Annotated in this window: 11 protein-coding genes; all 11 read right to left on the bottom strand. The window is 37.1% G+C overall.

The genetic code is table 11. The features are described from left to right. Positions 1-4: 4 nt before the first annotated feature. Positions 5-871 (bottom strand): prephenate dehydrogenase, encoded by an 867-nt coding sequence (locus B2Z27_RS12960; RefSeq protein WP_074669866.1) that lies wholly within the window; start codon positions 869-871, stop codon positions 5-7. A 30-nt stretch (positions 872-901) separates the two neighbouring features. Further along, positions 902-2,050, bottom strand: coding sequence for a pyridoxal phosphate-dependent aminotransferase (locus B2Z27_RS12955; RefSeq protein WP_286813958.1), 1,149 nt, complete (start codon positions 2,048-2,050; stop codon positions 902-904). Further along, entirely contained in the window at positions 2,047-2,874 is an 828-nt protein-coding gene (locus B2Z27_RS12950) for a prephenate dehydratase (protein ID WP_286813957.1), read from the bottom strand. The genes B2Z27_RS12955 and B2Z27_RS12950 overlap by 4 nt, the downstream gene beginning before the upstream one ends. Before the next feature lie 272 nt (positions 2,875-3,146). After that, complete coding sequence (locus B2Z27_RS12945; protein WP_286813956.1) at positions 3,147-3,635, bottom strand: hypothetical protein; 489 nt, start codon at positions 3,633-3,635, stop codon at positions 3,147-3,149. Positions 3,636-3,676: 41 nt separating this feature from the next. Further along, complete coding sequence (locus B2Z27_RS12940; RefSeq protein ID WP_286813954.1) at positions 3,677-4,996, bottom strand: hypothetical protein; 1,320 nt, start codon at positions 4,994-4,996, stop codon at positions 3,677-3,679. 68 nt (positions 4,997-5,064) lie between these two features. Beyond that, a complete protein-coding gene (locus B2Z27_RS12935; protein ID WP_286813953.1) occupies positions 5,065-6,201 on the bottom strand; it encodes a serine hydrolase domain-containing protein in 1,137 nt (378 codons plus the stop codon). Continuing rightward, positions 6,198-7,013 (bottom strand): head GIN domain-containing protein, encoded by an 816-nt coding sequence (locus B2Z27_RS12930; protein WP_286813952.1) that lies wholly within the window; start codon positions 7,011-7,013, stop codon positions 6,198-6,200. Before B2Z27_RS12930 ends, B2Z27_RS12935 begins: the two co-directional genes overlap by 4 nt. A 4-nt stretch (positions 7,014-7,017) precedes the next feature. After that, entirely contained in the window at positions 7,018-8,115 is a 1,098-nt protein-coding gene (locus tag B2Z27_RS12925) for an acyloxyacyl hydrolase (protein ID WP_210707694.1), read from the bottom strand. Positions 8,116-8,223: 108 nt separating this feature from the next. Continuing rightward, positions 8,224-9,177 carry a methylenetetrahydrofolate reductase [NAD(P)H] gene (gene metF, locus B2Z27_RS12920; RefSeq protein WP_210707693.1) on the bottom strand — a complete coding sequence of 318 codons (954 nt, stop codon included), beginning with the start codon at positions 9,175-9,177 and terminating at the stop codon, positions 8,224-8,226. A 176-nt stretch (positions 9,178-9,353) separates the two neighbouring features. Further along, entirely contained in the window at positions 9,354-12,119 is a 2,766-nt protein-coding gene (metH, locus tag B2Z27_RS12915) for a methionine synthase (RefSeq protein ID WP_286813979.1), read from the bottom strand. 10 nt (positions 12,120-12,129) lie between these two features. Then, positions 12,130-12,483, bottom strand: a complete 354-nt coding sequence (locus B2Z27_RS12910) for a four helix bundle protein (protein WP_071342496.1) — start codon at positions 12,481-12,483, stop codon at positions 12,130-12,132. Between the last annotated feature and the right edge of the window lie 44 nt (positions 12,484-12,527).

The following is a 12,527-nucleotide window of genomic DNA, read 5'->3' as shown; positions in this document are numbered from 1 at the left end:
TTACTTATTCTATTTCTTGTTTAACGGTATTTCTTTTTAATATTCCTTTAATCTTATTCGTATTATTCATTTCATTATAAATGCCCTCATAATCATCTTTCAACAACAATTCCTTAAATGCGGTTAGATTTTGAATGTACTCCTCCAAAGTTTCCACCACATTCTCTTTATTCTGTTTAAAAATAGGTGTCCACATGGCAGGAGAACTCTTTGCCAAACGCACCGTGCTTTCAAACCCACTACCGGCCATGTCAAAAATATCACGCTCGTTCTTCTCTTTCTCGATCACTGTTTTACCCAACATGAACGAACTTATGTGCGATAAATGCGATACGTATGCAATATGCTTATCATGAGCAACAGGGTTCATATAACGTATTCTCATGCCAATAGCTTGAAAAACTTTTAACGCTCTTTCTTGGAGCTTAAATGCCGTTAATTCTACCTCACAAATAATATTTGTTTTGTCTTTGAATAAATTGTTGATCGCTGCGGACGGACCCGAAAACTCCGTTCCGGCAATAGGATGGCATGCCAAAAAATTTCTTCTCTTAGGATGATTTTCCAACACCTTGCAAATCATGGATTTGGTAGACCCAACATCAAAAACAACACAATCTTCATGAACGGCATTCAATATAACAGGAAGCTCGGTAACCATAACATCTACCGGTATACTTACAATGACCATATCTGCCAATTGCAAATCTTGATAGGTAGCTTTCTTATCTATAATACCCAAAGACAATGCTTCAGCTAAGTTTGCTTCATTAGATTCTATGCCATAGACGGTAACATTGTCGAATGCCGACTTTATGTCTTTCGCCAAAGAACCTCCTATTAAACCGATACCTATTACAAATACATTCATTTTAAAGCTACGCTTTAGTCTTAAGACCTATTATTCAAATCTTTTAATTGCCTCTTCTATCTTATGCTCCGTTATACATAGTGAAAAACGAATATAGCCTTCACCATTACTCCCAAAAATGGTTCCTGGCGTAATAAACAGATCTTTCTTATATAAAATATCATCTATGAACTCTTCTGATGATACACTGCCTGCCGGCAATTTAGCCCAAACGAACATGCCTACAGCGTTACGATCATATGAACAGCCAAGCTTGTCTACCAACTTATAGATCAATTCTCTTCGCTTACCATAAACTTCATTTAGTTCCTTAAACCAGTCATCACTGCTATTCAAGGCGGCAATTGCTCCTTTTTGTATGCCGTAGAACATACCGGAGTCCATATTGCTCTTCACCTTTAAAATAGCATTGATATGCTCATTGCTACCCAAAACAAAACCTACACGCCAACCGGCCATGTTGAACGTTTTACTCAAAGAATTCAATTCTAAACACACCTTTTTTGCATTGGGCAAGCTTAAAATACTGGCAGGTTCGTCATTTAAAACAAAACTATATGGATTATCGTTCACCAATAAAATATCATGCTCTTGGGCAAATGCCACCATCTTTATAAACTGCTCTTTGGTTGCCGTAGCACCTGTTGGCATATGAGGATAGCTTAACCACATTAACTTTACCTTTGATAAATCTTGCTTTGCCAATGCCTCCAAATCTGGAAACCAACCATTATCAGCGGTTAAATCATAGTATTTTGGCACGGCCCCTACCAAATTGGTTACAGAGGTGTATGTTGGGTACCCGGGATTTGGTATCAATACCTCATCACCCTCGTTCAAAAAAGCCAGGCTTATATGCATTATACCTTCTTTTGACCCCATTAATGGTAAAATTTCGGTATTTGGGTCTGCGGTAACACCAAATTTATTCCTATAAAAATTGGCTATGGCATCTCTTAACTGAGGCAAGCCTTGGTAACTTTGGTATTGGTGCGCACCGTTCTCTAACACTGCTGCTTGTATGGCTTTTAAAACCTCTTGGGACGGAGCCAGATCAGGACTACCAATACCCATATTAATGATAGGTTTACCTTGTGCCATTAAACCACGAACTTCTCTCAATTTTTTTGAGAAGTAGTATTCCTGTATGGTATCTAACCTTTTGGCAGTACGTATCATTGTCTTACATTTTTATATTCACCCAAAATCTTAAAGTCTTCCGCCATGATGTTCAATAGACTTTTAGCCTTCGTAAAATCTGCATAATCATTAAAAGTTACATCAACAAAAAAAGCATATTTCCAAGGTGTTTCTATCACCGGTAACGACTGTATTTTGGTTAAATTCAATCTACAATCGCTCATAACATTAAGCACTGCCGCCAAACTACCCCTTTTATGGTCGGTTAAAAACCGTAAAGACGCCTTACTGATCTCTGCCTCTGGCAGTGCATCATTTTTTGTTTTTACAATGATAAAACGCGTGGCATTATTTTGAATGGTTTGTATATCGTTCGCTACGATGTCCAACCCATATAATTCTGCTGCAACGTTAGGAGCAATAGCCGCTACATGCTTAAGTTTTTCTTTTTGAATTCGCTTTGCGGTCTCTGCCGTATCTACGTCTTCCACCAATTTTATATGCGGATATTGTCTAAAATATTCCTTACACTGCAATAGTGCCATTGGGTGTGAACTTACTTCTGTAATATCCTCAATTTTCTGGCCTTTTAATACCATTAAGTTGTGATGGATGTTTAAATAATACTCCCCAATGATATGTAGGTCATTATGGTTTACCAAAGCATAATTAGGAATGATCGATCCTGCAATGGAATTTTCAATGGCCATAACACCCTGATCCGCTTCTTTGTTTAACAACTTATCTACCAGAACATCAAAAGAAAGGCATTCTACCAACTCAATATCATCACCATAACAATCTTTTGCCACTTGATGGTGGTTACTGCCCTTTATTCCCTGTATGGCTATTTTTAGACTCACTTTTGCTCCGTTTTATTCAAAAAAAAAGTTCCGATGTACATCGGAACTTAGATTCTATTTTATATTTAAAATATACTACAACAGTCCCGTACCTCTCTTAAAAAAGAAGTAAAAATAAAAACCGTTCCAGAAATATTGTTTTGTCATCACTTTTGTAATCTGTGGCTAATGTAGTAATTATATTTAAAAATGGCTGTTTTGGATATTATTTTTTTATAAAAATCAATTTCTTTCTCAAAAAGTGGAGGTTTTGTGTTAAAATTTTAAACCTCTTACCATCTAAGTGCAATACCTAGTCCATTCTCATTAGATACCGGTCTAAGTTTAAAAGCCGTTTTATCATCAAATTGCTTATTATAAGCAAGTATTGCTTGTTTTCTTGCCTTATAAGAACCATTCAAAAATATAATAGCAATTATACCAGAGCCAATACCACCCAACAATGGTCCAATTGCCTTTCTCGCTTTATCCCTGTCACTTACAAAAGGGTCATTGTTAAATAATTCTACCGAGCCCCAGGTTACTCCAACTATTTCTCCGACTAAAGCAATGGTAGCGATACTCTTTTTTGTGTCAGCTTTTTTCCAGTCGCTATAAATTTCATCATTACTAGAAAATAATTCCATTACTTCCTTCTTGGTAATTTCCTTATCGTCTTGATAATACTCCATTCCCCATATGCCCGTAAACGTCGTAATTTCTTGTGCAGAAACGTTTATAGCCATTGCAAACAATACAATTAAAAAACACTTTACCTTCATGTCAATAAATTTAAATTTGATAATCTCATAGCGTTAAAAAGTTACTTTAATTGTGCATTGGGCTGATAATAGAAGGGAATAGACCATTTAAATTCTTTAACATCACCTAACGTTTTAGTGACCAACAGGGTATTATAACCTTTTTTCAATAACTCTTTGTCGATAAAACCTACAATACCAAATTGTTCTGAAACGGCATGGTCTTTCTTTAGAAAATCAATATTTAACAAAGTACCATTGAGGGTAACCTTATGATATTTTTCATAACAATCAAGATAAAATTTTCTAGATTTAACTCTTTCCTGTTCATTGGACAAACTATCGTCTTCTTGATATTCGCCGCAAGTAGCAGCTTGATAATTACATTCATGATGAAATACAGGAATAAACAGCTTTACAGTCTCACCCATTATAATATCAGACTGTATTTGTGGAGTCAACAAAAATGATTCATCAGGGTTTTGATCACTATAATAACTCAAGTACATTAGATTTACATCATGATCTTTTGGAAAAATCAAATGAGGAATATTGGTATCTTGAAATTTCACTAATGTCAAAAATATGCCTGATGCAAAAAACGATAGCACGAGATAAACTAAAGACTTTTTCTTCTTAAAATTAGACCCAAAAACCATTGAAACCTGCAGTAAATTACGGTATAAAGGACCATAGGTAACCATTGATGTAAATTTGACCAATTTAAACATCCAAGTTTGTACCATTACATTAGACTTGTACTTTTTTAAATTTCCGATGACACTAAAAATCATTTGTAATACAAGAAGACCTGAAATTATAAATAAAGGTATTAACAGTATATAACTTGGCACATAATCCAGTAACAAATTATATATCAGCATATAAATACTTAAAAACAAAGACATGTAAGAGTAAATCAATAGAATAGTAAATGCTGAAGAAAAAATTACACTGCACAATTCATCTACCTTTTGAATAGTATCTTGTTGCTTTGGGAGTATGGACAAAATCTTCTCGGTATAAATTTTAGAGTATACACTATCTTCAATACTATAATCTGGAAAAACAGAATTCAACCCCACTAATCCAATCCAATACGCTCGTAAAACGAAATGAATTACGAACATAGAGACCAGAATACTAATAGCCAACAAGCCTAAAAAAACAATCATATACCCATAAATGTATTGCTCAACAGGTAATAGATCAATGTATTTATTTGTAGCCCATTCTATTAAACCAAATAGTTGAAACGTTCCAAAAATGGCAATTGCAGAAACTAGCAATTCTGCTTCCCAACTTTCTTCTTTAAGTCGTTGAAGCCATTTTATGTTCTTTTTTTTCTCTTCAACTGGGGTGGTTTCTGGTGGTAAGCTCATTCTGTATTAAAAATCTCACGGTTAGCGAGACTAATATACCCTTTCTTTAAATTTTAAAAAACATTAAATCAGTTGTAATCAAGCTCATCAAAAAAAGAATCTATCACAACATCAAGATCTTCTTGTACTTTAGGGTCTGTACTATTGATCAGAATTGAAAACACCAATTGCTCTTTTGGATACACGAAAAAATTGGAATACCCACCTACCCCACTACCCACATGTCCAAAAAACTTACGCCCTTTGGCATCTTCACTTACCTGCCAACCTAAACCGTAGTATGTAGAATTACCGTTTACTAGCTGAGCAGTTAAAAATTGATTCAAAATATCTTTTTCGATTTCTACTTTCTCATCTAAAAATGCTTGCCCGAATTTTGCAATATCTTCTGAAGTTGATAAATAACCTCCACCAGCAAGCTTATAAAAGATATCTACGGGAGTCGCTTTTCTAAACCCGGAAATGCTTTTGGTATAAAATGCAGTTACATTGTTTTGTGCTTCTAATGTTGCAATAGCATTCACATCTATATCCGATTGCTTAAGGTTATCATCAGGATGCCTTCTTGGTATATATGTGTTTTTCATTCCCAAGGGATCCAATACTTTCTCCTGCACATATGCTTCAAACGGAATACCACTTGCTTCTTGCATGGCCGCCGAAATCATTACCCAATCAAAACTATTGTACAAATATTCGGTACCCGGTTCAAATACCAACGGATCGTTTTTAAAAATTGACAAACTATCCTTTATCCCAAAAGGTTCGTTCAAGGCGAATTCCTTGCCTTTATACACACGTATACCTGCAGTGTGGCTAGCCAATTGACGAATAGTGAAATCCCACTTTTTTTTGGGGTAATCTGGCAGATAGGTATAGAAAGATTCATCTAATGAGATCAACCCTTCTTGCACCATATGTGCCAATGCGGTAGCCGCTATAGGCTTGGATACACTTGCAATTCTAAAAATTGAGGATTTTGGGTCTACATATTTTTTGGTATCTAAATCCGCATACCCATACCCTTTTTGGAAAATGGTTATTCCTTCTTTTAAAACCGTAATTGCCAATCCTGGAAATTTATCATCGGCATACATATCTTGTAAAACTGCATCTGCTATTACTAATCCGGTCAAAGTCGGGTCATCTCCCAACACTCGTTTAGTAGCGAATACATTTTTCAGATATTTTAAAATGGGATTCATTCCACAAAAATCAATCTTCCGTTATACAATTCTTCCACTTCAACGGTTTCCGGGCGATTATAGCTTTGTACATCGCCAGTACCCCTTAATACTCCGGCAAGACTTTCTTGCGGATTCACTAAAATATCATTTGAACCTCTATGGTTTATGGTAACCCGATCAGTGATCAATGTTTCAGCCTCAATTCTAGAATCACCTGCAGCTATGGTAATACTCATACTTTCCGCTGTTCCTTTCAACTTAAAATAGGCAATGCCGTTAACCGTTAAACTTAATGAAGCCACTTCTAAATCTAGATCAAATTCCCCATCTGTTGTTTCTGCTTCCGGATTCGTAAAACTTTCCGACAACAATCTTAAGCTATCAAAAGCCAAAACTCCGTCACTTTTAATAGGAAAACCTGTACTGCTACGTATACTGGTCAAATTAGGGGTAGTTACGTAGATTGTAGTGGTAGCATAATCTCTTACATAATTACAATCGTTCGTATCGGTCAGTAATAATTGACCATCTTCTACAACAGCAGAAACCTCATTTCTAAGATTTTCACCGGTTTCTATTTCTACTTTTTGGGTGTCGCCTTGTTTTATAACCAAAGTCACATTCTCAAATGCGGTAATACTCGTAAATTCAGCTACTGTAACTTCCTCTCGTATCATATCACCTGTACTCTGAAAACAATCTGAGGCGTTTTCGGAATCGCAAGAATTAGCTATGAGCAGCAAAACAAACATAGTAGTGAAGGTCAAAAATGTTTGGCACATCCCTTTTGTCCAAATGTCTATTTTATGTTTTCTATTTTCTAACATCATATTTCTACAATCGTATTCCTATCCCAAATTCTACCGCTTCCGCTTTTGCGCCGTGAGACTTTAAGGTTACCGCCCCAAAAACCCTATCTCCAAAATAGCGCTTTAATCCCACACGCAAATAGGTGCGACCTTCAAAATCGAACGGATAATACACGTAGTAGCCAAATTGTGAAATGACGGACATTTCATTAATGAACAGTTCATGACCCGCAAATACACCTACCCTTTTATAATCATCATCTGCATCCACATTATTCTCTGGAAAAGCAATACTTTGATACCTGATCAACTCTTTCAAAAAATTAGAAAAGTATACATCTGTCCCCACTTGAAGAGCACTTTTTCTTCCAACCCTTTTATCGGCATAGGCAGAAAGCACTACAAAGCCATATTGACCGGAATCAATAACATCACTCTCGTTTAAACCAGCTCTCAACGCAAAATTGTAACGCAATGGCTCAGTCAATTTTTCTTTTTCCCTGTGTACATAATCAATTTCAGTACCACCATCCAAATCATATACAAAACCGGCATTAAATGCCAAGGTATTAGTAGACGTATTCGGCGCCCTAAAATTGGCGTTGGAATAGTGAATTACGGACACACCTGCCTTAAAACCCAATCCTTTTATAATATTCTCTTTATGATAGTTCAGCATTAAATAGGTTGAACTTAAAAAATCCGAGCCGTAGGCATTATTTCTAAAATTGGTCTCTTTATCGTACGGATTTGTAGCGTATGCAATACCTTGCCCTACGCGTAATTGCATGTTCCGCCTAAAAAAGTAAAAATTGTAGTGCGCATACAAACCATAATTATCGCCCAACGTGCTGTTGTTCGTATTCTGATAAATAAAGGAGTAACCCAAATCCGGATAATTATACAACTCTTCCCATTCTTCTTCCCCGTACGTTTTGCGGTTATAACTTAAAATAACCCCTGCCGGGTGCGATGTGATCAAATGTGAAATATCTGGATTGTGCAGTATGATGGAACCATAGAACTGATTGGCATCAAGCGTGTACTTCTTTTTCTCGGTACCTTCTTGCGCAAAGCCAAAACTTACCGATAGCATTACAATGGTTAGAAACTTAAAATTCATTGTAGGCAAAAATAGTTATAAGTATCAAGTACGAAGTATTAAGTTCAAAGTATTATCATTATCGGACATTTTGTACGTAATACGCTCTACTAAATACTTTCTAAACCTTTAAAATAGTGCTTCCGCTATCGCCTTAATATTATCGGATTTCCCCATAGAATAGTAATGCAATACAGGAACACCTGCCGCCTTTAATTCCTTAGATTGTTGAATTGCCCATTCTATACCCACTTTACGTACATCTTTGTTGGTGGCGCAAGCATCAACAGCTTCTATTAAATCTTGTGGCATATCTATTCTGAACACCTGCGGCAATAATTGCATGTGCCTCTTTACGGCAATTGGTTTAATGCCCGGTATAATAGGCACGGTAATTCCAATTTCCTTTGCTGCTTCTACAAATTCAAAATACTTTTTATTATCAAAGAACATTTGCGTAACCACATAATCCGCACCGGCATCTACCTTTTCCTTTAATCGCTTTAGGTCCGATTGTAATGATGGAGATTCTAAATGTTTTTCCGGATAACCCGCCACCCCTATACAGAACTCACTACTGTGTTCGCTCTCCACGGTTTCATGTAAATATTTACCTTTATTCAAATCCTGGATCTGCTTTACCAAATCTATTGCAAACGGGTGCCCCCCTTCAGTAGGTTCAAAATACTTTTGCTCACTTCGGGCATCACCACGTAAAGCCATTACATTCTGTATGCCTAAATAATGACAATCAACCAACAAGTATTCCGTCTCCTCCTTGGTGAAACCGCCACAAAGCACATGAGGCACCGTATCTACATTATATTTATGTTGAATAGATGCACAAATACCCACAGTACCGGGTCTCATACGTGTAGTCTTCTTATCTAAAAGCCCTTCTTTTTTAATATAGATAGTTTCTTCACGCGATGTAGTCACATCAATGAACGGAGGGTTAAACTCCATTAAAGGATCAATATTATTGTATAATTCCTGAATATTTCTCCCCTTTACCGGCGGTACGATCTCAAAAGAAAAAAGTGTTTTTCCCTTTGCATTGGTGATATGGTCTGTAACTTTCATTTTATATTCTTTTACTCTTGGTTATGAGCAAACCTTCAAGAGGCTTATTTACTTTAATTCTTCTTTGGGCGTTCGGGCGGGCTTTTCGCTATATTTTCTCTATTTCCACAACTCTTTTTACTTAACAATGGCACAGTTCAGAAATAAAAAAAGATGCCGCTGCAATCCCTAACGCATTAGTCCACTATATTTGGTGCAAGCCATTTCTCGGCTTCTTCAAACGAAATCCCCTTTCGTTCCGCAAAATCCTTTACTTGATCCAGTTTTATTTTACCAAGACCAAAGTAACGGGCTTCCGGGTTACCAAAATAATACCCGCTTACAGATGCGGCCGGCCACATGGCAAGACTATCTGTTAACTCCACACCTATGGTTTCCTTTACTTTCAGAACATCCCAAATGGTCAATTTTTCCAAGTGATCGGGACAAGCAGGATAACCAGGCGCAGGACGAATACCTTTATAAGATTCCTTGATTAAATCTTCATTGCTCAGATCTTCATTGGCGGCATAACCCCAATGCGCTGTTCTCACTTCTTTATGCAAGTATTCAGCAAATGCTTCGGCTAAACGATCCGCCAACGCCTTTACCATGATGGAGTTATAGTCATCTAGGTCTTTCTCATATTGCGCCGCCATTTCTGCCGTACCAAAACCTGTGGATACACAGAAACAACCCATGTAGTCTTGTTTCCCAGATTCTTTTGGAGCAATAAAATCTGCCAAGGCATAATCTGCGACTCCTTCCCTACGTTCTAATTGTTGGCGAAGGGTACGGAAAGTATAGTTCCCATCTGTTTCGGCTCCGCTAAGCGACCCTGTATTCCCTTCTAAACTTGAACTAGTTTCGACTAAAATATCATCGTCATTAATGGAATTCGCAGGAAACAGTCCAAATATACCTTTAGCCTTTAATTTCTTTTCGGAAATTATCTTGTTCAGCATCGCTTGAGCGTCTGCGAATAAATCGGTTGCTTGTTCCCCAACAACCTCATCGGTCAATATTGCAGGATATTTACCATGAAGTTCCCAACTTCTAAAGAAGGGAGTCCAATCTATATAGGGTACCAAAACATTCAGATCCAAATCTTCGATCACCTGAATACCCAATTTGTTCGGCTTTACAATTTCAGAAGTTTTCCAATCTATTTTAAACTTATTTCTCCGTGCTGCAGAAATTGGCTTATATGTTTTACTAGATGAACGGTTCAAGAACTTTTCCCTAAACACATCATAATCATCTTTTATACTTTTCTTGTAGCTCGTAGCTGTTTCTTTCTGCAACAAATCGCCCACCACGGTTACCGCTCTAGAAGCATCGTTTACATGAACTACTGCCTCTTTATATTGTGGATCGATCTTTACCGCGGTATGTGCCTTACTGGTGGTTGCACCGCCGATCAACAACGGAATGCTGAAATCTTTACGTTCCATTTCCTTTGCCAAATGCACCATCTCATCCAATGATGGGGTAATTAATCCGCTAAGCCCTATAATATCTACATTATGCTCAATAGCTGCTGCAATAATTTTTTCCGGTGGCACCATAACGCCTAAATCAACGATCTCATAATTGTTACAGGCCAATACTACACCTACAATATTTTTACCAATATCATGAACATCGCCCTTTACGGTTGCCATTAAAATCTTTCCGGCATTATCAGAATCTCCAACTTGCGGATTCAATAACTTTTCTTCTTCAATATAGGGTAATAAATAAGCTACCGCCTTCTTCATCACTCGTGCAGATTTTACCACTTGCGGCAAGAACATTTTTCCGCTACCGAATAAATCGCCCACCACGTTCATACCCGTCATTAAGTTGCCCTCAATAACTTCAATTGGCTTATTGGCAGCCAACCTGGCTTCTTCAACATCTTCAATAATATATTGATCAATACCTTTTACCAAGGCTCGGGTAATACGCTCTTGTAAAGGTTCTTCTCGCCACGATAGATCTATTTTACTTTCCTTGGTTTTACCAACTACAGATTCGGCAAAATCCAGCAAGCGCTCCGTTGCATCATCCCTCCTATTTAGAATAACATCTTCTACATACTCCAATAAGTCTTTAGGAATATCATCATACACCTCTAGCATACTCGGATTTACAATACCCATGTTCATACCCGCTTTTATAGCGTGGTACAAGAAGACCGAGTGCATAGCCTCACGCACCGGGTTATTGCCCCTAAATGAAAACGAAACATTACTAACGCCACCACTTACACTGGCATGTGGCAAGTTTTCACGGACCCATCTTGTAGCTTCAATAAAATCGACAGCATTTAATTTATGCTCATCCATTCCCGTTGCTACCGGAAAAATATTTAAGTCAAAAATAATATCCTCTGGTGCAAAATATACCTTGTTCACCAAAACATCATACGAACGTTTTGCTATTTCAATTCTACGGTCATAATTATCTGCCTGACCTACCTCATCAAAAGCCATAACAATTACCGCGGCACCATATCTTTTTATGAGTTTGGCGTGGTGTATAAATTGCTCTTCGCCCTCTTTTAAGCTAATGGAGTTTACCACACATTTACCTTGAACAACTTGCAGACCAGCTTCAATGATTTCCCATTTAGAACTGTCGATCATAATAGGCACACGAGAAATATCCGGCTCCGATATAACAAGGTTTAAAAATTTCACCATGGCCTGTTTACCATCGATCAATCCGTCATCCATGTTAATATCAATAACCTGGGCACCATTTTCAACCTGCTCCCTAGCCACTGCCAATGCCTCTTCAAACTTTTCCTCTTTTACTAAACGAAGAAACTTTTTTGAACCCGCAACGTTTGTTCGCTCACCAACGTTTATGAAGTTGGTCTCCGGGGTTACAATTAGGGGTTCTAGGCCGCTTAACCGCAGATATCTAGTTGTTGGTTGTTGGTTGTTGGTTGTTGGTATTTTAGACCTATTGCTCATAAAATCTATTTCACTTTTTAAAATAATTGATAAATCCATTTATCAATTTCTTACAGCTAATAATTCTCTTATTAATAGCTTCAAAATCTTCTCTCTCTATATAATTTAAATCAAGAGCTATATAAAGTTGGGTTTCCAACTCATACAATGACCCTCTTGAAATATGCAGAAACTGAATTGTATCTGCCGATGTTCTTCGTCCGCAACCTTCAGCTATATTAGACGGTATAGATACAGCACATCTTCTTAGTTGATTGCTAAGTCCGTAAATCTCTTCTTTTGGAAAAGATTTAGTAATAGAATAAATATCCTTCACAAGAATTCTTGATTCTTTCCAAACTTCCAATTCCGTATAGACTTTCATATTATTCGTATTTTTTCCACCCAACAACAGACAACCAACAACCA

Origin of the sequence: Maribacter sp. UBA3344 (assembly GCF_002362375.1) — a bacterium.
GTDB classification, from domain to species: Bacteria; Bacteroidota; Bacteroidia; order Flavobacteriales; family Flavobacteriaceae; genus Maribacter; species Maribacter dokdonensis.
This window is presented reverse-complemented; position numbering and strand designations above follow the sequence as displayed.

Bases quoted from the DNA above. Each gene is read 5' to 3' on its own strand.
- B2Z27_RS12960 (WP_074669866.1), bottom strand. From the start codon at position 871: ATGAATGTATTTGTAATAGGTATCGGTTTAATAGGAGGTTCTTTGGCG.
- B2Z27_RS12955 (WP_286813958.1), bottom strand. From the start codon at position 2,050: ATGATACGTACTGCCAAAAGGTTAGATACCATACAGGAATACTACTTC.
- B2Z27_RS12945 (WP_286813956.1), bottom strand. From the start codon at position 3,635: ATGAAGGTAAAGTGTTTTTTAATTGTATTGTTTGCAATGGCTATAAAC.
- B2Z27_RS12940 (WP_286813954.1), bottom strand. From the start codon at position 4,996: ATGAGCTTACCACCAGAAACCACCCCAGTTGAAGAGAAAAAAAAGAAC.
- B2Z27_RS12935 (WP_286813953.1), bottom strand. From the start codon at position 6,201: ATGAATCCCATTTTAAAATATCTGAAAAATGTATTCGCTACTAAACGA.
- B2Z27_RS12930 (WP_286813952.1), bottom strand. From the start codon at position 7,013: ATGATGTTAGAAAATAGAAAACATAAAATAGACATTTGGACAAAAGGG.
- B2Z27_RS12925 (WP_210707694.1), bottom strand. From the start codon at position 8,115: ATGAATTTTAAGTTTCTAACCATTGTAATGCTATCGGTAAGTTTTGGC.
- metF (WP_210707693.1), bottom strand. From the start codon at position 9,177: ATGAAAGTTACAGACCATATCACCAATGCAAAGGGAAAAACACTTTTT.
- metH (WP_286813979.1), bottom strand. From the start codon at position 12,119: ATGAGCAATAGGTCTAAAATACCAACAACCAACAACCAACAACCAACA.
- B2Z27_RS12910 (WP_071342496.1), bottom strand. From the start codon at position 12,483: ATGAAAGTCTATACGGAATTGGAAGTTTGGAAAGAATCAAGAATTCTT.